Annotated in this window: 26 protein-coding genes; 13 read left to right on the top strand and 13 right to left on the bottom strand. The window is 67.1% G+C overall.

Annotated elements, in window-relative coordinates:
• Positions 1 to 2: 2 nt before the first annotated feature.
• The 4 genes from GPX89_RS27070 to GPX89_RS27055 all read right to left on the bottom strand — a co-directional run bounded on the left by GPX89_RS27070 (position 3) and on the right by GPX89_RS27055 (position 3,390).
• On the bottom strand, positions 3 to 863 hold the full coding sequence (locus GPX89_RS27070) for an SAM-dependent methyltransferase (RefSeq protein ID WP_157390447.1): 861 nt from the start codon (positions 861 to 863) through the stop codon (positions 3 to 5).
• Between the two features lie 183 nt (positions 864 to 1,046).
• Entirely contained in the window at positions 1,047 to 1,457 is a 411-nt protein-coding gene (locus GPX89_RS27065; protein WP_157390446.1) for a hypothetical protein, read from the bottom strand.
• Positions 1,458 to 1,557: 100 nt separating this feature from the next.
• On the bottom strand, positions 1,558 to 2,793 hold the full coding sequence (locus GPX89_RS27060; RefSeq protein WP_157390445.1) for a sialidase family protein: 1,236 nt from the start codon (positions 2,791 to 2,793) through the stop codon (positions 1,558 to 1,560).
• A 123-nt stretch (positions 2,794 to 2,916) separates the two neighbouring features.
• On the bottom strand, positions 2,917 to 3,390 hold the full coding sequence (locus GPX89_RS27055; RefSeq protein ID WP_198347610.1) for a hypothetical protein: 474 nt from the start codon (positions 3,388 to 3,390) through the stop codon (positions 2,917 to 2,919).
• Positions 3,391 to 3,667: 277 nt separating this feature from the next.
• On the opposite strand from GPX89_RS27055, the gene GPX89_RS27050 reads away from it, so the two are divergent.
• On the top strand, positions 3,668 to 4,066 hold the full coding sequence (locus GPX89_RS27050) for a PPOX class F420-dependent oxidoreductase (RefSeq protein ID WP_157390443.1): 399 nt from the start codon (positions 3,668 to 3,670) through the stop codon (positions 4,064 to 4,066).
• 22 nt (positions 4,067 to 4,088) lie between these two features.
• Here GPX89_RS27050 and GPX89_RS27045 read toward each other — a convergent pair whose 3' ends face one another.
• Entirely contained in the window at positions 4,089 to 5,651 is a 1,563-nt protein-coding gene (locus GPX89_RS27045; protein ID WP_157390442.1) for an AMP-binding protein, read from the bottom strand.
• A 195-nt stretch (positions 5,652 to 5,846) separates the two neighbouring features.
• Here GPX89_RS27045 and GPX89_RS27040 point away from each other — a divergent pair, with 195 nt between their 5' ends.
• Positions 5,847 to 6,221, top strand: a complete 375-nt coding sequence (locus GPX89_RS27040; protein WP_198347609.1) for a hypothetical protein — start codon at positions 5,847 to 5,849, stop codon at positions 6,219 to 6,221.
• Positions 6,222 to 6,234: 13 nt separating this feature from the next.
• Here the strand turns inward: GPX89_RS27040 and GPX89_RS27035 are convergent, their stop codons facing one another.
• Positions 6,235 to 6,816 (bottom strand): helix-turn-helix domain-containing protein, encoded by a 582-nt coding sequence (locus GPX89_RS27035; RefSeq protein WP_157390441.1) that lies wholly within the window; start codon positions 6,814 to 6,816, stop codon positions 6,235 to 6,237.
• Between the two features lie 97 nt (positions 6,817 to 6,913).
• Between GPX89_RS27035 and GPX89_RS44850 the strand changes: the two genes are divergently transcribed.
• The 4 genes from GPX89_RS44850 to GPX89_RS27015 all read left to right on the top strand — a co-directional run bounded on the left by GPX89_RS44850 (position 6,914) and on the right by GPX89_RS27015 (position 10,841).
• Entirely contained in the window at positions 6,914 to 7,393 is a 480-nt protein-coding gene (locus GPX89_RS44850) for a DinB family protein (protein WP_328602348.1), read from the top strand.
• A 254-nt stretch (positions 7,394 to 7,647) separates the two neighbouring features.
• The gene (locus GPX89_RS27025) at positions 7,648 to 9,339 is read left to right on the top strand and encodes a flavin monoamine oxidase family protein (RefSeq protein WP_328602347.1); all 1,692 of its coding nucleotides are present in this window, start codon (positions 7,648 to 7,650) and stop codon (positions 9,337 to 9,339) included.
• 168 nt (positions 9,340 to 9,507) lie between these two features.
• Entirely contained in the window at positions 9,508 to 9,708 is a 201-nt protein-coding gene (locus tag GPX89_RS27020; RefSeq protein WP_157390438.1) for a hypothetical protein, read from the top strand.
• Positions 9,709 to 9,989: 281 nt separating this feature from the next.
• The gene (locus tag GPX89_RS27015) at positions 9,990 to 10,841 is read left to right on the top strand and encodes a hypothetical protein (RefSeq protein WP_157390437.1); all 852 of its coding nucleotides are present in this window, start codon (positions 9,990 to 9,992) and stop codon (positions 10,839 to 10,841) included.
• 535 nt (positions 10,842 to 11,376) lie between these two features.
• Here the strand turns inward: GPX89_RS27015 and GPX89_RS27010 are convergent.
• The 3 genes from GPX89_RS27010 to GPX89_RS27000 form a co-directional block, all read right to left on the bottom strand.
• Entirely contained in the window at positions 11,377 to 12,357 is a 981-nt protein-coding gene (locus tag GPX89_RS27010) for a nitrogen regulation protein NR(II) (protein ID WP_157390436.1), read from the bottom strand.
• 190 nt (positions 12,358 to 12,547) lie between these two features.
• Positions 12,548 to 12,973, bottom strand: coding sequence for an SRPBCC family protein (locus GPX89_RS27005; RefSeq protein WP_157390435.1), 426 nt, complete (start codon positions 12,971 to 12,973; stop codon positions 12,548 to 12,550).
• A gap of 249 nt (positions 12,974 to 13,222) precedes the next feature.
• Positions 13,223 to 14,080 (bottom strand): LysR family transcriptional regulator, encoded by an 858-nt coding sequence (locus tag GPX89_RS27000; RefSeq protein ID WP_198347608.1) that lies wholly within the window; start codon positions 14,078 to 14,080, stop codon positions 13,223 to 13,225.
• Between the two features lie 123 nt (positions 14,081 to 14,203).
• On the opposite strand from GPX89_RS27000, the gene GPX89_RS26995 reads away from it, so the two are divergent.
• Both GPX89_RS26995 and GPX89_RS26990 read left to right on the top strand, forming a co-directional pair.
• Positions 14,204 to 14,707 carry a nuclear transport factor 2 family protein gene (locus tag GPX89_RS26995; protein ID WP_198347607.1) on the top strand — a complete coding sequence of 168 codons (504 nt, stop codon included), beginning with the start codon at positions 14,204 to 14,206 and terminating at the stop codon, positions 14,705 to 14,707.
• Between the two features lie 12 nt (positions 14,708 to 14,719).
• A complete protein-coding gene (locus GPX89_RS26990; protein ID WP_157390432.1) occupies positions 14,720 to 15,559 on the top strand; it encodes an SDR family oxidoreductase in 840 nt (279 codons plus the stop codon).
• 64 nt (positions 15,560 to 15,623) lie between these two features.
• On the opposite strand, the gene GPX89_RS26985 is transcribed toward GPX89_RS26990, so the two are convergent.
• Positions 15,624 to 16,007 (bottom strand): hypothetical protein, encoded by a 384-nt coding sequence (locus tag GPX89_RS26985; RefSeq protein ID WP_198347606.1) that lies wholly within the window; start codon positions 16,005 to 16,007, stop codon positions 15,624 to 15,626.
• Between the two features lie 403 nt (positions 16,008 to 16,410).
• Between GPX89_RS26985 and GPX89_RS26980 the strand changes: the two genes are divergently transcribed.
• Entirely contained in the window at positions 16,411 to 17,409 is a 999-nt protein-coding gene (locus GPX89_RS26980; RefSeq protein WP_157390431.1) for a methyltransferase, read from the top strand.
• 186 nt (positions 17,410 to 17,595) lie between these two features.
• Here the strand turns inward: GPX89_RS26980 and GPX89_RS43955 are convergent, their stop codons facing one another.
• Entirely contained in the window at positions 17,596 to 18,837 is a 1,242-nt protein-coding gene (locus GPX89_RS43955; RefSeq protein WP_198347605.1) for an SDR family NAD(P)-dependent oxidoreductase, read from the bottom strand.
• A 105-nt stretch (positions 18,838 to 18,942) separates the two neighbouring features.
• On the opposite strand from GPX89_RS43955, the gene GPX89_RS26965 reads away from it, so the two are divergent.
• Entirely contained in the window at positions 18,943 to 19,344 is a 402-nt protein-coding gene (locus tag GPX89_RS26965; RefSeq protein WP_157390430.1) for a winged helix-turn-helix transcriptional regulator, read from the top strand.
• 223 nt (positions 19,345 to 19,567) lie between these two features.
• Here GPX89_RS26965 and GPX89_RS26960 read toward each other — a convergent pair whose 3' ends face one another.
• Positions 19,568 to 20,461 carry a helix-turn-helix domain-containing protein gene (locus GPX89_RS26960; protein WP_157390429.1) on the bottom strand — a complete coding sequence of 298 codons (894 nt, stop codon included), beginning with the start codon at positions 20,459 to 20,461 and terminating at the stop codon, positions 19,568 to 19,570.
• A 99-nt stretch (positions 20,462 to 20,560) separates the two neighbouring features.
• Here GPX89_RS26960 and GPX89_RS26955 point away from each other — a divergent pair, with 99 nt between their 5' ends.
• The 3 genes from GPX89_RS26955 (at position 20,561) to GPX89_RS26945 (ending at position 23,435) form a co-directional block, all read left to right on the top strand.
• Complete coding sequence (locus GPX89_RS26955; RefSeq protein ID WP_157390428.1) at positions 20,561 to 21,367, top strand: MBL fold metallo-hydrolase; 807 nt, start codon at positions 20,561 to 20,563, stop codon at positions 21,365 to 21,367.
• Positions 21,358 to 21,768 (top strand): nuclear transport factor 2 family protein, encoded by a 411-nt coding sequence (locus GPX89_RS26950; protein ID WP_157390427.1) that lies wholly within the window; start codon positions 21,358 to 21,360, stop codon positions 21,766 to 21,768. The genes GPX89_RS26955 and GPX89_RS26950 overlap by 10 nt, the downstream gene beginning before the upstream one ends.
• Before the next feature lie 1,061 nt (positions 21,769 to 22,829).
• Positions 22,830 to 23,435, top strand: coding sequence for a dihydrofolate reductase family protein (locus GPX89_RS26945; RefSeq protein ID WP_157390426.1), 606 nt, complete (start codon positions 22,830 to 22,832; stop codon positions 23,433 to 23,435).
• 86 nt (positions 23,436 to 23,521) lie between these two features.
• On the opposite strand, the gene GPX89_RS26940 is transcribed toward GPX89_RS26945, so the two are convergent.
• Positions 23,522 to 24,565 carry a helix-turn-helix domain-containing protein gene (locus GPX89_RS26940; RefSeq protein WP_198347604.1) on the bottom strand — a complete coding sequence of 348 codons (1,044 nt, stop codon included), beginning with the start codon at positions 24,563 to 24,565 and terminating at the stop codon, positions 23,522 to 23,524.
• Positions 24,566 to 24,722: the final 157 nt, after the last annotated feature.

Below are 24,722 nucleotides of genomic sequence, written 5' to 3'. Positions count from 1 at the left end.
GATCACCGGTCTTTGCGCGCCTCGGCCCGGATCACCAGGTAGTTCAGCCGGTTGGCGCGATGGGCGCGCAGGTAGTACGGCTCGACCCCGGTCGCGTGCGTCGCCTGGGATCGCAGCTCCCAGTAGGGAATCGCCTCGCGCGTGTAGTCGTGGACGAGCGACGGGACCAGCCCGTGCGCGGCCAGCATGGCGAAATAGTGCGAGCGGTCGTGAATGTGGCAGACGTAATGGGCGTCGATCGCGTCGATATCGGAGCGGTCGGCGCCGGCGATATCGTTGCCGCACCACGTCACACAGACGTAGCGGCCCCCGGGCCGCAGCAGCCGGGCGAACTCGCTGAACGTCTCGTCCAGATCCACGTACATGGTGGTCTCATTGGTGACGATGGCGTCGAAACAGTTGTCCGGCAACCCGGTATCGGCCATGTTCGCGAATCGGAAGCTCACCAGATCGTCCCACCCGCGTTCGCTCGCCAGCCGCTCGGCGAACTCGATGTGATGGCGGCAGAAGTTGATACCGACCACCTCGGCTCCGAGGCGCTGCCGGATCATGAAACTGGTTCCGCCCCGGCCGGATCCGCCGTCCATGACGCGGGCCCGCGGCGGTAGTGGCGTCAGCGCGTCCAGGATCAATCCGACCTGCGCCGTTTCCATACGGTGCAACTCGTCGAGGATCGCCATCTCTCTGCGGTCCGGCGGCCTGTCGAGTACCGACCGGTCGTAATCGCCGACCGCGAAATGGTGGTGGTAGAGACCGTCATTGCGACCGAGTAGCAGATTGATCGGGTCGTCCGTCTTCTCGTCCCAATCGGTTTGACAACGCCGTTCGTACTCGGTGCGAACGACCTTGGAGACAAGCGCCATCTCGTATCCCTCATCACGATGGAGTCTGCCCACCGAAAGTGGCCACGGACTTGAAGATGGCGACTTCGGCGTCGTCGCACCATTTTAGCCCCTCGACCACCGGGAACAGGGCGTGGCGACCCGCTGGCTTCGACCTCCGGACAATGTCGGGCGTGGCGCAGACACCTGCTCGCGGCCGGCGGCTCATCCGCGCGGTATCGATACGAGCTGGTCGGAGGTGAAGTCGCCGCCGAAGACGCGGGTGCCCAGCTCGGCGATGCCCGCCGCCATCACCTGCAACAGCAGCGCCTCGTTGCCAAATGCCTCAGCGGCGCGGCCGCTTCCGTGGACGGTCCAGTGTTCGAGCGCGTCCAGGGCGGCCAGCTCCTCGTCCGGCGGCAGCACCGACGCCAACCGCGCCCGGATCCCCGCGCCGATGAACTCCGCCGACACCGGGTCCCCGGACCGATCGTGGCAGCCCGCGAGGTATTCGCCGTAGAAGTTGGCCTCGGTCAGCACCTCTCGTAGTCGCCCGAACCGCTCGATCTGCCCCGCGACCGCGCTCACCCCCGCCGCGTCACCCTGCAGGTGGGCGCCCACGAGCTCGAAGAGCACGGGCCGAAGATACGACGTAGCGGTATCGGACACCGCCGCATTTCAGCACATCGAGATCCGCTTACGCCGCAACCCCGTTGGGTGTGTCCAGACCGGTCGGTCAGTACTGGCGAGTGAAACGGACTTCCACGGTGCCGTCGGCCGTCAACCGGTTGTAGGCCAGGTCCGATCGGCCCTGATTGTCGATGGCGACCGACTGGAAGTCGCCGAGCTCCCGGTCACCGCCGCAGGTGGATCCGCTGGTGCAGATCGGGCCGATCTTCACCGGTGCGGGATCGACGGTGGCGAGGGGAGTGAAGGAAAGGCCGAAATCATCGCTCTCCGTATAGGTCTCGTACCACGGGGTGTCGGGGGCGGTGGAGTCGGCGGTGGTTTCACCACCGTTCCAATACAGCGAGACGGCGATCTTCGCACCCTTCGCGGACACCCACGGGTAGACCGACGTGCCCGCGGTCGTGAGAGTTCGCGGCGCGGACCAGGTCTCACCCCAGTCGGCGGAGGTGGCCAGGCGCACGACACTGCGGGTATCGGTGACATCCAGCCACGCGGCGGCGAGGTTGCCGCCCCCGCCGTCGGCGACCGTCGGGAACACCAGCGTGGTATTGGCATTGCCCGAGGGTGCAATGGATTTCACCGACCAGGTGAGCCCGCCGTCGAGGGAGCGGCTGAACTTGACTCCGCCGTTCTCGGTGGTGAGGACGACCCCGACGCGGTCGGTGAACGTCGTGGCGCCGGGCGCGGCGATGATCGTGCCCGACGCGCAGGTCAGACACCCCTCCTGGTCGAGGATCGTCGCGGCGACGGTGGTCAGCGGGTAGAACAGCCCGTCGCCGAACGACTTCGACACCCCGATCCCGCTGGGCAGCTGATGGTAGGCGAGGTACACGGCGGCGCCGGTGTTCGCCAGCCACGGCCGATCCTGGATCGGCAGCCCCGCGGCGGGCAGGGGAATCCACGAATCGCCCTGATCCGAGGACCTGGCCACCGTCGAGCTCCCGGCCCACAGATCCGCGAAGGCCAGATCGCCGTTCGGCGCGATGGCGAGGGTGGCATCGCCTCCGCCCGGCATCACCCCGCGCAGACCCGGGGCGGTCGCCACCCAGGTCGCGCCGTCGTCGCGGGAGCGGAAAAGGCTGCTGGGGGAGGAGATCCCACCGGAAAGAATCCCGGTCGGTCCCTCGATGTAGAGCGTGCCGTCGGGCGCGACATGCATGCCCGGCTCGAAGGCCTTCTGGCCGACCACGATCGGATCGAGAAACGATCCCTCGGCGCGTGCGTGCGGTAGGTTCGCCAGACCGCTGACGACGGCCAGCGCCGAGGCGAGGAGGACCGGCATGGTCCTCGTCCAGGAATTCCCAACAGCTGAACGGTGATTCCAGATCCGGAACATACCTACCTTTACCAGCCCACTCGCCTCCGCTCAGCGTGTCCATCGCACGCCCCGGAGTGTCGGGCGGGCTCAGGCGGGCGGATGGGCTGCCGGAGAGGTGCCGACTCGATCCAGTGCCGTGGTCCAGTCCGTCGCGATCGCCTCCTGGGCATCGGCCAGTGCCACCTGGCGGCTGCAGACCATCGACTTCAGCTGGTTCTCCACCGAGTCCTTGGCATTGGGGGAGGAGCCCGGCTCGACCCAGAGATTGCGCGGGTCGTTGGGATCACCACCCAGTTCGAGGGAGATCAGGTGATCGTATTCGGCCGTGGCGAGGGAGTCGGTGTAGCCGTAGGACCGTGCGTTGGCTTGCTTCTCGCGGCGAGTCACCGACGCGGGCGGCCGAATCGTGCCCGCGTAGCCGGACCTGCAGATCGTCGAATCCAGAGTCGCCTGGGAGACATCGGGGTTGGTGGCCCCGGGCGTGCAGTTCGGATCGGGCAAGTAGTCGCCCCCGGCGGCGAAGCGATAGGCGCAGCTGCCGGGAGCGGGCTGGTCCTGCACGGTATAGACGCTCTGGGGGCCGGATCCGACGGGAACCGCGGCGGACGAGGTCCCGGATGTCGCCAGAACGATTGCGCTACAGAATATTCCGATGACGGATAGTCGAGTTCGCATGGCGCGGAACGTTAGATTGTCCCGACGACACATCGATGGACGCGATATGACCGCCCTCCGGCGTCGAGTTGAAAACTAGCAGCGCTAGACAACCGGTCGGCGTGGTGTTACCGTTGCTCTAGCTTCTAGCGGCGCTAGAAATGAGAACTGAGGAGTGAACGACATGACCTTCACCAGCAATGAGCAGAAGTTCCTCGCGGAGGCCGGAATCGGCCGGCTGGCCACGGTGTCGTCGGACGGCGTGGTGCAGAACAACCCGACCGGCTACCGGGTGAACGCCGACGGCACCATCGATATCGGCGGCCAGCGGATGCGCGGCAGCCGCAAGTACCGCAACGTCGAAGCGGGCAGCCGGGTGTCCTTCGTCATCGACCAGCAGGTTTCCCTGGACCCGTACGTGATTCGCGGCATCGAGGTGCGCGGCACGGCCGAAGCGCTCGAGAACGAAGAGCCGCCGTTCCCCTCCCAGGAACGCGCCATCATCCGAATCCGCCCCGACCGCATCATCTCCTGGGGCATCGACGGCGGCTCCTTCGATTTCACCGCCCGCGGCGCGAACTAGCCGGTCATCGGCCCGGCGAGCCTCATGCTCGCCGCGGGCCGTACTGGTCGCGGAGACTGCGTTTGTAGATCTTGCCGGAGTCGTCGCGGGGGAGTTCTTCGACGATCCGGATCAGGGTGGGGACCTTGTAGTTCGCCAGTCGTGCGCTGAGCGCGGTGCGGATATCGGTCTCGGTGAGAGCGGCTCCCGGACGTGGGATCACGTGGGCGGCAACGCGTTCGCCGAGGTCTCCGCCGGTGTCGGGGATGCCGAACACGGCGACGTCCTCGACGGCGGGGAGTTCGGCGATGGCCGTTTCGATTTCGGCGGGGTAGATGTTGACCCCGCCGGAGATGACGACTTCGCTGCTGCGGCCGGTGAGGTAGAGGTAGCCGTCGGCATCGAGGTAGCCGAGATCGCCCACGGCGATCATGCCGGGCGTCGCGGCGGATCGGTCCGCGGGACGGTTCAGGTAGGTGAAGTCGGGCCAGTAGTCGGCCCCCTTGATGAAGACGCGGCCCACCTGTCCCGGCGGCAGCGCGGTACCGGCGTCGTCGGTGATCTCGACCGCGGACCCATCGCTCGGGCGGCCGACACTGCCGGGTTTCGCCCGTGCTTCCTCGGCGCTGAGCCAGGTGATGGCCCCGGCCTCGCTGCACCCGTAGAACTCCCACAGCGCATCGCCGAACCACTCGAGTGCGGCCTGTTTGACGGCGGGCGGGCACGGCGCGGCGGAGTGGATGAGGTGGGTCAGGCTGGACATGTCGTAGCGGGCTCTTGTTTCCGGCGGCAAGGAGAGCAGCCGGGACAGCATGGTGGGGACGATCTTGGCGTGCTCGATGCGGTGGGTGTCGACGAGACGGAGGAACTGCTCGGCATCCCAGCGCGGCATGATCGTGATGCTGGTACCCATGCGCAGGGCGAGGACGGCGACGGCATTCGGGCTGGTGTGATAGAGCGGTCCCGCGACGAGCATCCGCCCACCCGGGCGCAGCCCCATGCGTTGCGCCGTCGCCCCCGCGATCGACAGCAGCTGCTGCGGGTTCATCTTTTGCCGGAGAACGCCTTTGGGACGCCCGGTGGTACCCGAGGTGTAGATGAGTCCCATGGAGTCGGCGATCGCGCCCTCGACATGTCCGAGTGGATCCGGGTAGGCGTCGATCCAGTCCTCGAACAGTGGATGCCGCCCCGTCGGGCTGCCGAGTGCCGGATCGAGCCGTGCGCCGCGCACGAGTTCGCCGGGCATGGCGATCTCGAGAATGGGGAGTTCGAGACCGACTGCCGCCGCGGCCTTTTCGATGACCGGCACGAATTCGGTGTGTGCGATCGCGAGCCGCACCCCGGCATCGGCGAGCAGATGTGCGACCTCGTCCGCCAGCCAGCGGGTATTGATCGGAACCGGATTGGCTCCGCACGTCGCCGCGGCCAGCGACGTCTCGAGGAACTCGATGTCATTGCGGGCCATGACGGCAACGCGGTCCCCGGCGCGGATCCCGGCCCCGGCCAGCGCGGCGGCGAGCCGCCCGGCGCGCTCGTGAGAATCGCTGTGGAGCCGTCGGCGGGACCCGCAGGAGATGGTTGGGGCTGCCGTCACGCTCTCGCTCATGGCCGAGAGTCTGTCACGTTCACTCGGCGGTTCCGATCGTGACCTTCCCGATCTGCCGGGCGGAACGATCGGTCGCTGTCGGGTCGGGTGCTTCGGGTTCCGAGTGCGAGTTAGCTTATGGGGCAGTGAATTTCATCGGCGACGGAGCAGCCGAAGCTCCTGCGAGCGGCGGTGTCGACAGATGCGCTTTCTCGCATGGCTACCTCGGTGGAACGCCCGTACCCCGTGATCCGGAGCTCGCCGATGCCGGATTCGGTGCAGCGCGAGGCCACGGTCGCGGCGGCGGTGCCGGCCATGGTCGCGTGCGTGCTCGGTGACCCCATCGCCTACCTCGCCGAGAAATCCGGCGCCCTGGTCCAGGACGTCGTCCCGGTGCGCGGCAAGGAAACCTTCTCCGGCAATGCCGGATCGGTCCTGCTGACCTTCCGCCGCGTGACCGTCCACGGCCGCACCGCCTTCCACCCCCGCTACGACGGCGCGGACCGCTGGCTGCGACGCACCTTCGCGGTCACCGACCTACGCCGCTCCCGCGACCACCGGCCCCACGACGGCTACCTCCTCACCCGCTGACCCGCCGACGTACTCACCGATGCGTATCGGCGTACACGTGTGAGCGCAGGCCCTGCAGGCCGAACAGGATGAGCAGCTCGACCGCGTCGCCGTCGGCGCTGCCCAGCCAGTGCGGTACGGAGGTGTCGAATTCCGCGGCCTCGCCGGGCGGCAAGGTCAGGTCGCGCGCGCCGACCACCAGTCGGAGGCGGCCGTTGAGCACATACAGCCACTCGAAGCCGTTGTGCGCCTGCGGCGTCGGCTCCAGCGGCGCCGGGCGCGCGGGAATGATCATCTTGAACGCGTGCACCCCGCCCGGGCGCCGGGACAGCGGCACGAAGATCATCCCGGCTCGCTCGATCGGTTTCAGGTGGATGCGGGGATCACCGGTGCGGGGCGCGCCGACGAGATCGTCCAGCGGCACGTCGTAGGTCCGGGCGAGCGGCAGCAGCAATTCGAGAGTCGCCCGGCGCTGCCCGCTCTCCAGCCGCGACAGCGTGCTCTCGGAGACACCGGTCGTCGACGCGAGGTCGGCGAGGGTGATGCCGCGCTCGCGCCGTAGCGCGCGCAGGCGCGGGCCCACCGCGTCGAGTACGCCATCGGTTTCGGGGTCCATCCGCCCATCTTGCCGGAACCGCAAGATCGCGTGCCGGATCGTGGCGCATCGACCGAGACTGGGCCGTGCCCGACGTCCCGGCCCGAAGGAGACCACCGTGCCGACCACCGAGCGCCGCAATGACACCCCACCGCCCCGGACCGGAAACACCGAGGCCGAGGTGCTGCGCGGCTTCCTCGCCTATTTGCGCGCCTCGATCGCGGCGAAGGTCGAGGACGCCCCCGAACCCTGGGTGCGCACCGCCGCGGTGCCCTCGGGTACGACCCTGCTCGGCCTGCTGCGCCATCTCACCTTCGTCGAGCGCGCGACGTTCCTCGGTGAGCGGGTCACCGACTGGCAGAAGACATTCCGGGTCACCCAGGCCGACACCGTCGCGGCCGTCGTCGCCGGCTATCGCGAGGCCGTCGCGCGGGCCGACGAAATACTCGACGGCTGCACCGATCTCGGCGCACCGGTGCCGGGCCGGTCCGCGCCCAGTCTGCGCTGGGCGCTCACACACCTGATCGAGGAGACCGGCCGCCACGCGGGCCACGCGGACATCCTCCGTGAACTGGCCGACGGCTCGACCGGCCGCTGACTTCCTCCCGAACCGACTGCCATATCTGCTGTCCCGAGTTGCGGTGGCGGCATCGAGGTCGTTTGCGAAATATTTGCTATAAATCTGCTGCGCGCCTGCCTCATTCTCGTCTAGCTGGTATTCGGACTGGAAGGACTCGCAGCGGTATGTCGGATAGGACTATCGGGCGGCGTGGGTTCCTCTCGGCTGCCGGTGTGCTCGCGGCCTCGGCCGCTGTTGGTGGCCTTCGCGGCCCGAGCGCATACGCGTTGCCGGTGTCGAGTACCGGTGGCGCGCGGGACGCCTGTGAGGAATTGGCGCGCGAGATGCTGCAGATCGGTGACAACAACTCCGATCTGACCCTGGACTACCTGAGGATCCTCATCGATCAGGGGCTGCCGAAGACCACCGGCCCGAAGCGGATCGTCGTGGTCGGTGCCGGCCCAGCGGGGATGGCGACCGCCTGGCTGTTGAAGAACGCCGGGCACGAGGTGACCGTGTTGGAGGCCAACAGCAATCGCACCGGCGGGCGGGTCAAGACATTCCGGGAGCGGTTCGCCGACAAGCGGTTGTACGCCGAGGCCGGGGCCATGCGATTGTCGGACAGTCATCCGCTGGTGCTGGCGCTGTGCGACAAGCTCGGAGTCAAGCGCAGGCCGTTCTACAACGCCTACGTGCTGCCCGACACACCGTCTCCCGTTGTCGCGCCGCCGGTTTCGTACAAGTCGTTCACCGGCGAGACGTGGACCAATAACACCGGCGGGCCGGCATACCGGCTCCCGTCGGCGGCGGGGCGCACCCTGATCCGCGTCAACGGGGACCGGGTGACCCGCGGTGAGTACGCCGCCGATCCGGCCCGGATCAACAAGGGCTTCGGCGGCGCGTCGTTCACCACCACGACCCGGGCGGCCCTGGACGCGGCGGTCGGCAAGTTCGCCGTGCCCGCCGATCAGCCGATCGACAAGCAGATCACCGGCTGGACAGCGATGTTCAGCGAGTACGAACCGCTGTCGACGCTCGAGTTCCTGCACCGCCAGGGCTGGGAACTGCCGCAGATCCAGGCCGTCGGCACCCTGGAGAACCTGACCTCCCGGCTGCACTACGGCGTCATCCCGATGCTCGTCGACCACGCCCTGATCCGGCCCGACGCGACCTACTGGGAACTCGAGGGCGGCACCGCCACGCTGACCGACGCACTGACCACGGCGTTGGGGCCGGCGATCCAGATGGGCCGGCAGATGACCCGGCTGGAACAGACCGACACGGGAGTCCGGATCACCACCGTCGGCGAGTACGACCAGGACGACGTGCCCAACGCGGTCCCCGACTCCACCCAGACCATCGACACTGACTACGCGGTGGTCGCTATTCCCCTCAGCGCCATCCGATTCTGCGACTTCGACCCGCCCCTGTCGTACGCGAAACGGCGCGCGGTCACCGCGACACACCAGGACGCGGCGACAAAAGTGCTGCTGGAGTTCAAGACCCGATTCTGGGAGCAGGGCGAGCGGGGCTTCCGCGGCGGCGGATGCGTCACCGACAACCCCAACCGATTCACCTACTTCCCCTCCCATGTCGACGCGCCCGACTCGGCCGAGCAGCCGCCGGGCGGCGTGGTGCTGGCCAGCTACACCTGGTCCGACGACGCCATGCGCTGGGACTCGCTGACCCAGGACGAACGCCTCGACCACGCGCTGCGCGGCATGGCGGACGTCTTGGGCACCGACACCGTGCTGCGCGAATTCACCGGCGTCGGACTCTCACAGAGCTGGATGCAAGCCCACTATGCGCTCGGCGAAGCGGCCATCCCCATGCCGAACCAGCTGACCGAACTGCATCGCGCTACTCGCACCGTCGAGGGCCGTGTGCATTTCGCGGGCGATCACACCACCCTCAAACCGGCCTGGATAGCGGGTGCGCTGGAAAGCGCGGTCCGCGCCGCGCTGGAGGTGCACGCCCGCCGTTGAGTCGCGGGTACCGGGTTCCATCGACGTAGACCGGAACGGAGTCGGAATGGCTCAAGAGTTGCTCGTCGCCTGTTGCGCCGCGGTGATGCTGTTCTTCGCAGGAGATCGGCTGCGGCCCAAGACCTCGCGGCGGATCAGCGACGAATCGTCGGGAAGAAGGACAGCCCGGTGCGCAGCATCTTCGACCATGGCCTCCGGTGCGGGTTGCCCGCGCCGATCGACGCGTTGGCCGTTCTGCGTGACGAGCTTGTCGGCCAAGGGCTGCTGGCTGCCGAGATGGACCAGACCACGGCGGATTTGAGCTTCACGTTTGAGGGTGAAACGAGGCGGGAGGTGTTCAACTTCACCGGTTCGACGCCTGGGAGTTGAAGTTCCCCGACGGCATGGAGTGGTCGAACATGCCCTGGCGGATTGACTGAAACAATACCGCTGCAACGGTATTGGTTGGTTCTCGGCGAGGCGCGGATCAGCCTGCTGGCGTCGGGGAAGCGGCCGGTCAGGTCGGTTTGGTGGTTTCGGGGTGGGCGAGGACTCAGCCGGCGTCCGTTGGGGAGGCGGTTCGGGGCGGGCTCGGAGTAAGATCGGCGGGGCCATCGCGGGTCCGTTGCCGAGAGGCTCGACGGTGGATCGCCGGATCGGGGGACGTGCCGATGTCCGACTTACGTGGTTATGCGGTGTTGGCCGCGGTGCCGGTGATCTTCGCGTTCGGATCCGGGACGGCGGGAGCGCAACCCGCCGAGTTCGGTCAACCCGCCGCGGATCGACTCTCGCCGACGGAAACCCCTGGCGCGATAGCGGATCCGGATCCGCATTCGCTGCGATTGGGAACCGCTACGGTCCCGTTGCCGGAAGGCATCGACCCGCTGTTGCGCGACCAGGCACAGGTCTATGCGGACGGGGTACAACAGCAGATCACCACCGCCCTTGATGGTGCCGGCATTCCGCGCGGAGAAGCCGACCGCCGCATCGCCGCGACCGTCGGCGGAGCGGTCATCGGGGCCGCTGTGGGCAAGGTCGCCGTCTTTCCGCTCGAAATCGTCGGATGCGGAGTGGGCGCGGTGGTCGGTGCGGTCGCCGGTGGCGTCATCGGTGGTCTTCCGACCGTGGGCGCGGGGGCGCCGGTCGGCGCGGCAGTCGGTGGCGTGGCGGGCTGTCTGCTCGGCGGTTTGGCGGTGGCGATCCCCGTGGATGTGATCGGCCTCGTCGGCGGAGCCGTCATCGGTGGAGCCGCCGGTGGAGCCTTGAGCACCGGCGGCGACGTGTCGCTGCCCGATACCGACCCCTCCCTCGTCAATGCCCCAGCGCCCCAAGCCGATCCACCCGCGCTCGAGCCCGCTGCGGAGATGGCCGAGGCCGCCACCGCGATCAGTCCCGACGCTGATGCGGCGGTCACCTCACTGCGCTCTGCGATCGCCACGATGCCTCCGCTGGCACCCAGTGCGCTCGGCATGCTCACCCAACCCGCCAACGATCTGCTCGCGGCGGTGCAGGCGGCGCTCTGAGGGGAATCCCGGCGCAGGCGAAAAGACCCCGCCCGGAAGGGAATCCAGGCGGGGTCGGTGTCCCCGGGGCGAGCGGTCGCCAACTTGGCTGGGGTGAAGGGGGAGTTGATGGTGGTGAAGTACTGGGCCACACCGGCCTTATCGTGACCTGGGAGAATGCCGAGGGTGGCGCATTGCGATCCCTCAAATTGACGGCGTCAACTTCCAACCCGTGATCACACCCGGGCGATCCCGGGTAACCGCAGCCTCCGGCACGGCCGGCCACCCACTCAGCTGGCCGTAGTCGACTGACATGCGCGCTATTGCCGAAGTTCGGTGCAGTGGGCCTATTCGTGCACAATTCGCTGTCAGGCGGCAGTTTACCGCCAATTCCGGTGCCTCAGCGCACGTTTAGGCCCATGATCAACTCGTGCGGCCCTCAGCGGCAACACACCCTCATGCCGCGCGTCGCGCTCACCGAACCGGCGAGCGCGGGCAGGGCGAAGATCCACGGGCCGAGCCGATCCGGGGCCGACCGAACGCGCCATGTTGCCGATTACGCGATGATGTTTTCCCCCCTAGCGAGACGCCCGGCCTGGGCTTCCAGCCGCAGCCGGGCCAGCATGCGGGCGTGGCCGCGATCAGGATGCCCGAGGGTTTCCAGCACCACGCGCTCGGAGTCGGCCAGCACCCCCAGCACTGTCTGCCTGCTCAGGTCGGGGAATTCCTGACCGAGGTCGGTCGCGGCGGCCCGCAGTTCGGTGAGAACGTCCGCGGCGGAGCGGGTATCGGTGAAGGCGAGCACATCGGTGATGTCCTGGACGTGGTGCAGGACCGCCACGGTGGCCCCATCGAATCGGATCGCGGTGTTCACCGGTGCCCAGACCTTGTAGCGGAACGCGCCGCGCTCGTGCGGGTTCGGCACGTCGTAACGCTGAATGCCCATCCAGTCCGAGGTACCGCGGCTGAATACCGATTCCAGCGACCACGACAGGTTCGCCACGCCGTCGGCGGTGGCATCGGCGGGGTTGTCAGGGAAGGCGTCGAATATACGCTCACCGACCAGTTTCGGCTGGGCGGTCACCTGCTCGTACGCGCGATTGACCGCGCGGATGCGGAAGTCGGTGTCCAGCAACAGGTACGGCTTGTTCCGGGTGTGGAACCAGGACGAGGTATCGATCGCCTCGGTCATCTCCGCCGTCAGCATGGCCACCTCCCGGCGAGTCGCACTTTCGCCACACCGCGTGGCGGGAATGCCGCCATCATCGCTCGACCGTTCCCATCGCGACCAGAGGTGATTGGTCCCCTCGCGATACACCAAAGTCCCTTCGTAACCAACCGGTGTGTCGCGGGAACAGTGCACGAAATATCGATCGAGGCGGGCCAGCGCTTCGGACGTGGCTTCCCGCGCGAAAGTCAGCCGTGTCAGTACCTCCTCGACATGGCTGCGAGCGGCCTCACTGACTACGCGAGCACGGGCGGCCTCTGACTTGGCGTGGGCCAGCATGGCCCGGACGCGAATGAGATCGACAGACACCCGAGGATCCTTTCCTCCATCGTTGGCGCCAGTATGCGCCCGCTCGACTGCCTCGACGACCCGTTGGAAGAACGTCCGCTTCTGCCGCGAGGCGCGCTGACCGAAGGGGCCAGCGCGGCGCGGCGGAAGATCAACCGGCCGTGCCGAACTGACCCGTCCCGGACGTCCGCCATTGCCGACGAGCGTGCGATCAGCTGGGCTCTGTGCCATTCGAGAAGGCGGCTTCGATCGCCTGCTTCATCTCGACGATTCCGAACTGTGTGCGGATGTGGATCTCCGGCGCGACAGTGTCGGGCAGGACGTCGGTGATCCAGACCAGTCGGCCGTGCTCGCCGTCCGCGCGGACCTCGAACGATGCGTGATGGTAGTCCAGCGCGGGCCGGGCCCCTTCGACAACGGAGTACGCCAGCCGCCGCGAATCCTCGTCGATCGCGACTATGAGTTCACGAACGATGTGCCCGTCAGGGAAGGTCAGAAACCGTTCCGCGCCTTCGATCCTGGTGTCGGCCACCCGTCCGGGAAGCAGACGTTCATGGACGGCCCCGATATCGCGAATGACATCCCAGATATGTTGCGGTGCAGCCTTTATCGCGACTTCATGACGAATGGTGGCCATAACTCCCTGATCTCCCGACAGAACAACACTCAACCTATCCCGACAACCTCCGCCGGACACCTCAGCCATCGCCCGAAGATCCTGCATTGCCGCGTGTCGCGCTGACCGAACCGGCGAGCGCGGGCGGGGCGAAGATCCACGGGCCGAGCCGATCTGGAGCCGGCCGAACGCACCATATTGCCGATGGCACGATGTCGGGGGCAATTTCGGTTGTTTACCGGTGGCGTCCGCCTGCGGGGTGGGGTCGGTTCAGCGTCCATCCCCGGTGGCGGTGAGTGCGGCGGTGGTGAAGGCGCGAATTCGGGCGTTGGTGCGGTCGGCGGGCCAGACCAATCCCCATTCCAGCAGTGGAGTATCGCGCAGCGGCAGGTAGGTGATGTCGGGGCGGACGTGGTAGCGCTGGGCGTGCGCGCCGATGGGCAGGACGCCCCGGCCGATTCCGACCAGGGTCAGAGCCTCGTGCAGGGTGGCGGCGGCTGGTCCGGTCGGCATATCGGCGGTCGGGGTGGCGGCAGCGGCGAGATGGATCACGGGCAGTTGCGCAAGTTCGGCGACGGGCACCTCGCGTCGGCGCGCCAATCGGTGTCCGGCGGCGACCGCGAGCACGTAAGCCTCTCGGACCAGTACCGGACTGTGAGCGAGGCCGGGTTGGGTGCCGGTGAAGGGGCACAGGCCCACGTCGATGTCGCCGGAATGCAGCCAGTCCGGGATGTCGGCGGGCTGCGCTTCGCGGATGCGGACTTCGCAGCCCGGAGTCCGGCGGCGGAATTCTTCGGTCGCGCCGATCAGCAGCTGCGCGGCGGCCGGGCCGACGAATCCCACCCGTAGTTCACCGGTCACACCGCGCCCGGCATCGACGGCTCGCTGCAGCGCGGCGCCCAGTTCTGTCCACGCGGGTCGCAGTTCCTCGGTCAGTTGCGTCCCGACCGGGGTGAGCGCGACGTGGCGGCTGGTGCGCTCGAACAACGCTGCCCCGACGCGGCGCTCCAGCTTGCGCACGGTCTGGCTGACTCGCGCTGTCGACACGCCCAATCGCTCGGCCGTGCGGCCGAAGTGCAGTTCCTCGGCCAGGGTCAGCAGCGTCTCCACCTCGTGCCGTTCGATCACCGGCCCTCCCATCGTTAAGTCTCGCGTAACGATCGTGGCGGAAGAGCGCGTTGTTCACCACTCGCCCCGGCAGCAGAGTTGAGACCACGGCAACCACGCCGGTCGATTCGAGGAGAGTTCGAAGTGAGCACCACCCATCAAGCGTTGAGCGCATCGTCGGCCGACCTCGCCGCAGTCGTCGCGGAGATCCGTGACCGCGCCGAGATCACCGACGCGCTGTACCGATTCGGCCTCGGTCAGGACACCAAGGATCGGGACCTGTTCGCCTCGGCGTTCACCGAAGACGCCGAGTTGGACTTCCGTCCCGCCGCTGCCCGCTGGGGCGGCGCCCCGCCGGTCATGACCGGCCGCGACACCATCGTCACCACCATCCTGGCCATGTTCACCGGCCGCGTGAGCACCACCCACCAGATCGCCAATCCCCGCATCAGCATCGACGGCGACACCGCCACGATGACCGCCCTGGTCGAGGCCCAGCATCTGCTCGTCGCCGACCCGGCCGTGCACGCACTGCTGAAGAACCCCTACGAGGTAGAACTGCGCCGCGACGGCGACCGGTGGCTCATCTCGCGGATGCGCATCGACAACACCTGGTTCACCGGCGACCCCACCGCCATCTTCGCCTGAAAGGACACCCCGATGAATTCAACGAATCATGCTGCAGCACAACATAATCGACAGCTACGGATTGCGGTTCTGGGTGGGACCGGACTGATCGGCACGCGCATCGTGGCGGCATTGTCGGCTGCCGGGCACGACGCGTCGGCACTGTCGCGCTCGACCGGTGTGGACCTGTTCACCGGCGACGGCCTGGCCGACGCACTCACCGGAATCGACGTCGCGATCGACGCCACCCAGGCCCCGACACCCGACGACACCGCGGCCGACTTCTTCCGCGCCACGGTCGGCAATCTGCACGCCGCCGCACACAAGGCCGGAGTACGACACTTGGTGCTGCTGTCGATCGTCGGTGTCGATCGGGCTCCCGATCTCGGCTACTACCGGGCGAAAACCGTGCAGGAGAAGCTGTTCGAGGCCGGCTCGATCCCGTACTCGATCGTGCGAGCCACTCAATTTTTCGAATACCTCGACGAAATCATCTCCTGGACAACCGATAACAGCATCGTCCGGCTACCCGCCACCAGGGTGCAGCCGATCGCCGCCACCGACGCCGCCCGGTTCGTCGCCGAGGTCGCCACCGGGCGTCCGCTCGACCGCACCATCGATATCGCCGGCCCCGAGGCGTTCGGCCTCGACCAGCTCGGCCGAATCACCCTCGACGCCATCGGCGACCACCGCACGATCAACCCCGACCCCACCGCCGGTCCCTTCGCCCTGGCACCCCACAACGCCCTCACCGCCGACCCGGCCGCCCGCCTGGCCACCACCCGTTACCGCGACTGGCTTGCCACGCGCGCAACAACGACCCTGCCCACCCACCAGGCCGCACCCGCCTCGGACCTGAGCGTCGACGCCTGATACCACCACCGAACCAAGCCAGACGAGAGCTATCGTCAACGCACTATTCTGGCTGCCCCTTCAGTCAAGGCGTGGGCAGGTGTGTGGGGATAGTCTGTTGGGCGGGTCCGGGATGTGGCTTGTCCGAAGGATCGGTATTCGGGGTCAGACCGATCGCGCTGGAGTCAGTAGTCGTTCCCGATTGCCCTCCCGGGCCTGCTGATTCGCGACGTTGCTGGTCGGCGAGCAGTTGGGCGTAGACGACGTTGGAGAGCCTGCGTTTGAGCGCGTGGATCGCTTCCATCGAGGTTTTCCCGGCGGCTTTCTTGCCGTCGTAGTAGGCGCGTCCGGCGGTGGGGTGGCGGAGCTGGACCGCGGCCATGATGTGTAGAACGCGGTCGGTCTTTCGGCCGTTGCCGGTGGCGAACACCCGCACTTGTGCCGAGAGTTTGGAGGGCACGCCGATCACGGTTTCCCCGTCGTGGATCAACCGGTGCGCCAGATGGCGGCCGATGCCGTTGCAGCCTTCGATAGCGTCGCGTTATCGCCTGACGCACCGCTACTTCGAGCTGGGGCATTCCCCTTTCGAGCCACTCCCGCGCGGCACCCGGTGGGAGGCAAGCCAAAGAGAGCCACACCAGGCCAGATGGCAGGCAGCCGCGAGCCGAGTCTCCCACCGGACACCTGGGCCAGCCCCTGGCCAGGACCCGGCCCTACCCACCATTCTCTCAGTAGCCGCGAGCCGCGCTGATCGAATCGGCCAGCGCGGAAGATCAAGTGGCGGTGTCGGTCCGAGGTCGTCCGAACGTCCTGAACTGCCGATGCGAGCCCGTTCGAAGGCGTCATAGCGAACGATCATTAGGGTTGGTCGCATGGCAGATGACGAGGTGTTGGTTCAGTCGTTGCGGGATATGGCGTGGTTGGCGACCCCGATGGCCTTGCGGGTCGCCGCGACGCTGCGGCTGGCCGACCACATCGGCGACACCGGAGCTTCGGTCACTGCACTGGCCGAGCGAACCGCCACCGCGGCACCGGCACTGGCCCGGGTGCTCGCACACCTGGTCACTCTCGACGTCCTCACCGCTGACGGCGCCATCTATCGCCTCACCGAGCTGGGTCGGCAGTTGCGTTCCGATGCCGACAACGAACTGCTGCTGGAACTCGACATCAATTCCGCGATCGGGCGCGCGGAGTTGGCGTATGTGGAACTCGAACATGTGGTGCGTACCGGCGAGGCTGGTTATCCTCGCCGCTACGGCCGCGACTTCTGGTCCGATCTCGCCGAGACACCAGCGCTGCGAGAATCGTTCGATGCCAAGATGACTCGTCGATTCCAGGCGATCGCACCGCAGATCGCCCAGCGCTACGACTGGAGCCGGTTCGCCACCGTCGTCGATGTCGGCGGCGGTCAGGGCACGGTGTTGAGCGCGATCCTGCGAGCGCATCCGAGCGTGCGTGGGCACCTGGTGGACTTGCCTGATACCGCGGCCCGCGCTGTCGAGGAATTCGCGGCGGCTGGTCTAGGCGACCGCGCGACCGTCACACCGGGCAGCTTCTTCGATCCGCTGCCCGCAGAGGCGGATGCCTATCTGCTCAGTGACATCCTGCACGACTGGGACGACGACCATGGCAGCCAAATCCTGTCCCGCTGTGCCCAAGCCGCGGGCACGACAGGAACCATCCTCATCGTCGAGGCTCTGCACGGTCGCGGCTCCCACACCGCCATCGATCTGACCATGCTCGTGTTCTTCGGCGGCCGTGACCGCACCCTCGACGAGTTCGCTGCACTGATCGCTGCGAACGGACTGCACCTGAAATCGGTGTCGAACATCGCCGACAACCGCACCCTGCTCGAGGTCGCAGCTCACTGAGTGGATCGGGAAGACGCTGTCGACGGAACGCACCATCATGCCGCAAGGCGCGCTGACCGAAGCGGCCAGCGCGGCGCGGCGGAAGATCAACCGGCCGTGCCGAACTGACCCGTCCCGGACGTCCGCCATTGCCGAACGCGGTGTGCGGCGGGCTTGTCAACCGCGGGTGAGGTGAACGAGCGGGCGTCACCGGACCGAGGGTTCGGGGTGGAGCTGCTCGATGCGGTCGCGCTTGGTGTACATGTCCCAGTAGTGGTCGGCGAGGTCGTCGGGGTCCATGAGGGGCCCGGCCGTGTCGGGCATGGCCGCGGCGGCGATCTCGCCCATGTCGCTGCCGGCGATGAAGGCAGCCACGGAGAGAGTTCCGGCGTAGGCGCCGATCGCGGAAAGCTCACCGTTGAGCGAATACAGCCAGTTACGGGCGGCCGCCATCAGCGGACCCACGCCGCTCATATAGGGACGCGGCTCGACAGCGGTGTAGCCGGTGGTCATGAGGAACGCGCCGTCGCCGCGTTCGGTCCACTCCGCCAGCACGGAGCGGAGAACCTCGACCGGGGTGAGCAGCAGCAGTGGGCTGTCCTTGCGCAGGGTGGCCGCGTCGACTCGGGTCGCTGGGCTGAATGCTTGCTCGCCGCTGATCGGCCCGTACTCGATCACATCGATGCGCCCGAAGCGGTCGCGGATGGCCTGGACCGTAGCGGGGACCTGCTCGGGCTCGGACAGATCGGCGGTGAAACCGGCCGCGTCGATGCCCTCGGCCTTCAGTTGCCCGACGAGTGCGTCGAGGCGCTCTTTGCCGCGGGCGACCAGCGCCACACTGAAGCCTTCGCGGGCGAAGCGGCGCGCGACCGAGGCGCCCAGGCCCTTGCCGGCGCCGAAGATGGCGATCACCTTGGACATGGATGGTCTCCTCTGAATTGTTCGGATTGCGGGTAGGTGGTACAGAGGTTCGGGTGGCGCGCGGGGACGGCATGGGGCCGCGTCAGCCGCGCTCGGGTCGGAAAGGCCCAGGAGATCCCCCAGGGAGAAAACCGGTTCTGCCTTGCCGAAGTAAGTCCGGAAGATCGCCGCCCAGGCCTCGTGGTTCCGGCCCTGCGCGGAGGCATGGGCGAGGAACTCGTGCGCCAGGTCGGTGTTGCCCACCATGTTGTCCAGAACCCGGTACGGGCTCAGACCCTCACCGGCGGCCAATTCCTCGATCCGCCGGGTCGAGGCCTCGGCCTGGCTGCCGCTCACTCCGTGCTGACGCAGCAGGGCCTCGCGGACGGAGTAGGTGCGTCCCGCGGGGAAGCTGCTGCTCAGTGGAAACGAATGGTGGACCACCTCTACCTCGTCGCGGTGCTCGAACCTCTCGACGGCCCGTTCCAAGCGGTAGTTGCCCAGCCCGCACCACGGGCAGGTCACCTCGGACCAGATCTCGACCTTCATCACACACCTCCAATTCCTACCTTTTGTTCGTAACGCCATAATGGGCCAGTATCGGAGGCGGTACAAAAGGCACACCGGTGTGCGTGACGGAGAGGAATGTGCGTCATGGAGGTCACCGACGGCCCGGGAGCGGCAGCGACAGCAGGCCCGTGCGCGAACATCCCCGCCGAACACATGGACTTCATCCGACAGGTCCTCGACCGTGTCGGCGACAAATGGAGCCTGCTCGTCATCGCGGTACTCGACGCCGGCCCCCTGCGTTACAAAGACCTGCAACACCAAGTCCCCGGTATATCCCAGCGCATGCTCACCCTCACCCTGCGCCAGCTCCAGCAGGACGGCCTGATCGCCCGCACCGCCTACGCCGAAGTCCCCCCACGAGTGGAATACGCCCTCACCTCACTCGGCCACGGGCTCCACGAGATCGTCACCTCACTGATCGGCTGGGCCGCCGACCATCACGACGAAATCCGCGACCACCGCGCAAGAGCCATCGCCGCACCCTGAGCGCCAACCTGGAACCCTCTGCAACAGGTGTTCCCCTGTCCAGGACCGTCCGTCAGAGCCGACCGCCCCAAGTGGTAAGCCAGCCCATCGGGTCGGCGAAACCCCTTGAGCGGTGCCCAGTTTCGCACTCATGAGACCCGCGCTCGGGCGAGCGGTGGCACGTTCACGCTCACACGTTGCCCCGAATACCGCCGGCGTTTGGTCCTGCGAGCCTGTTCTCTGTCTAACCATCGACTGCCTGGGTAGACGAGCGGGTGCGGAATGCGAGTGGTGTGGTGCCGACGCGCTGCTGGAAGTATTTGGAGAAATTGGATGCGTCGTCGAATCCGAGGTCTGCGGCTATGCGTGCCACCGGGTTCCGGCTGTGGACCAGCAGTCGCTTGGCCTCGAGGATGATGCGTTCGTCGATGAGCTGCTTGGCGCTCAGGCCGGTGTTCTCCCGGGCCAGGCGGTTCAGCGTTCGGGGCGAGTAGCCCAGCCGCGCGGCATAATCGGCTACCTGATGCCGACTTGCGAACCCGGTCTCCAGCTCCTCGCGGAACCAGACGAACGCCTCTCGGGTCGGCGGACGGTGACGAGCATCGGCGGGTGAGGCCAGCATGAGCAGTAACAGCGCGGCAGTCAGCAGCCGAGCACGCGCCTCGGCCCGAATCTCCTTGCCGGATGGATCATTCGAGGCTTCATCAACCGCGAACAGTGCGCCCAGCGCCGATCCGGCGGGATGCCCGTCGAGTGTGGCGGCGGGCCAGTGGCCGGGTGTGCGCACCTCGGCGGCGCGGATCCAGTCGCGGGCATCGGAATCCACCACCGCCGGGGTGAACATGGCCACCGGGCCCTCGATATCGGCGATCGCGCCCCACTGATGCACCTGGCCCGCCCGGATCCACACGACGTCACCGCGCGCGAGCGAGTAGTCAGCGAAGTCGATGCGGTGGCGCGTCCGGCCCGTCTCGATGCGCATGAGCAGATCGAAATCCAGTCGCTGCGGCGTCAGGAATTCCTGCGGGCCCCCGCGTTCACGGATCCCCGCCAGCGAGTTGATCTCGATCCTGCCGACCACGCCCGCGGGTGGCGAGTAGCGCACGGGCCGGATGGCCGGATCGACTATGTGTCCCATTTTCACCATGTTATGACCCGGATGAACCATGAAAAGCGCAGTTCAGAAGAATAGCCTCTGTGTCATAGCAAGTGACGATGACTGAACAGGAGGATTGCGATGACAGCTCTCGACTACCGGATCTTCGACGCCGCCGATTCCTCGTTGAACAAGACCAGCGTGCTGGTGACCGGCCCGACCGAGGCGCTGGTGGTGGACGCGGGCTTCACCCGCGCCGACGGGCACCGCATTGTGGCCGAGGTCCTCGACGCAGGTAAACGCCTCACCACCGTCCTGATCACCGCCGGTGACCCGGACTTCTACTTCGGCGCGGAGGTCATCGCCGACGCCTTCCCCGAGGTGAGATTCCTCGCGCCCGCCGACGTGCTCGACCACATCAAGGACAGCTACGAGGGCAAGCTGCAGGCGTGGGCACAGCTCGGCGCGAACCTGCCGACCCGGCTGGTCGAGATCGCGGCCCTGACCTCGGACACGGTCACGGTGGACGGCACGCCCCTGGAGATCCGCCGGGGCAGCGGCGCGCTCGGCGATCGGGCCTGGTACGTCTACGAACCGGCCGGACGCGCCCTGCTCGGTGGGGTGCTGCTGTTCGAGGGTCTGCACGTATGGACCGCCGACAGCTCGACGCCCGAACAGCGCACGGCCTGGATTCGCGCCCTCGACGACCTCGAGGCTCTCGATCCGGCCTTCGTGGTCGCCGGGCACCGCGCCGCTGGGACTCCGACCGACCTCACCGCCATCCGCCACACCCGCGAGTACTTGCAGTTCTTCGAGAAGACGGTCGCCGATTCCCCGGATGCCGCCACCGCCGAAGCCACCCTGCTGGCCGCCTACCCGGACGCCGGTCTACTGATCGCCGCGAACCTGGGCACCAAGGTCGCGAAGGGAGAAATGTCATGGGGCTGAACCAGATCGACGAATCCCCGGCCGCGGTCGTCCGTCGCCAGTACCTCGCCTCGGCAGCGGGTGACCTGGCCGCGCTGCGGGAAACCCTTGCCCCGGACGTGGAATGGACCGAGATGGCGGGGTTCCCGCTCGCCGGCACCTACCGCACCCCCGAGGGCGTGACCTCCGCGGTCATGGAACGACTCGGACAGCAGTGGGACGGCTGGACCGCCCACGACGACACTTACGTGGTCGACGGTGAGAACGTCGTCGTGCTGGCCCGCTACACCGCCACCCACAAGACCACCGGAAAACCGCTGAACGTCCGTGTGGCACACCACTTCACGGTCCGCGGCGGCCTGATCGTGCGCTTCGAGCAGTTCGTCGACACCGCGCTGGTCCGCGACGCGGCTACCGCGTAATCGGAGAATCCCACGACCGAAACCACTTTCCCCGCACCAGTGCACAGCTACCGGGCCGAGTTCGGCGACCTCGCCTTCCGGCTCGACCTCCATCCCGACGCCACCAACCTACTACCCGATCGCGCCGAACGCCGGAGACGGCAGCGAGACAATCGAATACCCGGCAGCGCCCATCGGTCTCATCTTCCGCGAGCTTCGAAGGCTGGACTTCGAGTCCGGTGACGTCATCGTCGGCGAGACCGAACGCTCGTCGCCACTGCCCTAGCTGAACGCACGAAACTGCCGCGAGGCGCGCGGTTCGAAGCGACCACGCGGCAGGTCTGGAAGATCAACGAGCTGAGATCGTCTCGGCCCTCCGAACGCACTGACATGGCCGATGAGGGTGTGGGGGATTTCCGCCGTTGGCCGACGGTCAGAGGCTTTCGTCGTACCGCGTTGCTCCACAACCGATTAGGACAATCGCCCGATAGCAGCTGATGTCCTGGACCCCTACTGTCGAGTGCGTAGCAGGGGAGGACACCCAGCATGTCCCTCCGAGGATGGCCCACTGTGCGCTGGATACGATCGGGAATCTTCGCTGACCCGCCAATGGAACTCACAGACGCCGAACGTAAGCGAGGCGAGCGAGCAGCCCGGAAAGCAGCCCGCCAGGCGCAGAAGTCCCCGGCGCGGACAAAGCGGAACCAGTATCGGCGCTACCGGGAAAAGGCCGCCGACAAGTATCTGGATTGGCCGCAGTGGCGCATCCGGCAGTCATGGGCGGCCTCGGTGGTATCGCACTCGCCGTCGGACTGAACGGGCGTGGCAGTCGAGCGTCCAGGATCTGTTATCCAGCGATGCTGGCTCTCGGGCTGCTGTGTCTGGTGTGGTTCTTGATCGGAAGAATTGGACGTGACGCCGCGGACATCGGCATCGGTTTCGTGCTCCTGACTGCCGTACTCCCTGGATTGCCCGGCCTTTTCGGAAGCGGAGCAATTGTGTGGGCTGATCGGTGGCGTGACCGATGAGTTTGTGGCTCTCGGTCGGTCAAAGCGTGTGACATCCGAGGAAAGGACATCGCCATGTCGGAGCTTCTCGTCGACTTCATCACCTCGCTCGACGGCTATGCGTCAGGTGAGGGGTGGCCAGGGTTTTGGGGCCTCGAGGGTCCGGAGTATCTCGCGTGGCTCGGCGAACAGCCCGAGGCCACCCATCTGATGGGAGCGAACACCTACCGATTGATGTCGGGCTTCGCGGCCGGCGAGGTCCCCGCCGGCCAAGACGAGTTCAGGCCCGAAGAAGAGGCGTCGGTCGATGGACTCACGAAAGCGTCCAAGGTGGTGTTCTCCTCCTCGCTCGAGGGCCCGCTGACGTGGGCCAACTCCACGCTGGTGCGGGAGGATGCCGTCGAAGCGGTCCGCGCGATGAAGTCGAGTGGGTCTGGGCTGCTTGCCACGATCGGCAGTCTGAGCTTGTGCAGGTCCCTGCTCCGAGCCGGACTCGTGGACCGATTCCGGGTCGTGATGTTCCCGGTGATCACCGGTGCCACGGGCGCTGAACGCATCTACGACGGCTATCCGGACGTCGCCCTCGAAATGATCGACCACCGCACCTTCGACGGTCGCATCCAGCTGGTCGAGTACCGGCCGCGGGTGCTCGAGCACCCGCCGCTCGGCACTCCGGCCTGACCTCCTGCCCGCCCGCCGGCCGTAGTCGGGGTGCCACGCCTCACGGGGTCGCCGAAGACCAGTCGGCCGTGCAGATCTGGGGCGGATCAACGCACTGGGGGTTTGGGTTGACGGGTTGGGCCGGTGCTCGCATCGGCTTGGCGGAAGACGCTCGGTGGCAGGCCTTTCCAGCGGATAAATGCGCGGCGGAGGGTTCTGACGTCGCTGTAGCCGAGGCGTGCTGCGACCGAACTGATCGGGAGGTCGGTGTTGCGCAGGAGATTTACGGCGTGTTCGTATCGAACTGTTTCGAGTTCGTCTCGCCAGGTGGTGCCCTGTTCCTGCAGACGGCGCTGAATTGTGCGCGGGGCGACTGCGAGACGGTCGGCGACCGTTCGCAGGTCTGTGTCGCCGTGGAGCATCGACTCGTGAATCGCGATGCGCAGTGTGCTGCTCCAATCCTCGGCGACTCGGAACGAGGACATGAGCATCTCGGCGTAGTGGCGGTGAATGCGAGCCTGGTGCGGGTTGCAGTCGGTCGGAAGATTCGCGGCGTCGAGGAAGGACATCTCCGCGTAGGGGGCGCCGAACTCGATTCTGCGGGTGCCGAATACGTCGACCAGGTGTTCGTGGGTGCGTGGCGCGGCCTGGGTGAGTCTGACGCGAATGGGGACCAGATGCACGCCGGTGGCTTCCCGGACGCGGCGCAGCATGAGTGCGAGCGTGAACTCCTCGCGAGCCGGAATGATGGCCTCGGGCAGTAGGGCTACGGTCTCACGAATGGTGAACAGTCCGCCGTCCACGATGATCGCCGCGCCCGCGGCCGGGCTGGCTACCAGGGGGCGGAATTCGTGCACGGTGCGCAGGCTCTCGGCGAGGGTCGGCCCGTTGGAGAACAGGTAGTCCCACACCCCGAAGCATCCGCGCTCGGTCGCGACGGATATCGCCGGACCGACTCCGGCCCCGCCGATCTCATCGATCAATTGCCATGCCTGCCACACCGCCCCGGAGGGGATCCGGATGAGTTCCTCGCCGAACAGGCCCACGTTCAATCCGGGGATGCCGTGGAGGAGATCACGAGGAACCCCGATCCGCACCGCGGTGGAATAGATGGGCGCGGCGGTGCGAGCCGGGACAGTGCCTTCGAACATTCGGCGAAGTATATGCAGCCGGTTGCCCAATCGAACCAATGTACCTACTGGTTGGTTTGCCGTATCGACTCGCCGCCGACCTGGACGAATGTGTGCTGGGAAAGCTCGACTGAACCACACATCCGAGGGTCGTTGTCGCATGGGTTCTTCAGCATCC

The sequence above is a fragment of the Nocardia terrae genome (assembly GCF_009760405.1).
Classification (GTDB): Bacteria; Actinomycetota; Actinomycetes; order Mycobacteriales; family Mycobacteriaceae; genus Nocardia; species Nocardia terrae.
The sequence above is the reverse complement of the archived record's forward strand: the minus strand, read 5'-3'. Positions and strand labels throughout refer to the sequence as shown.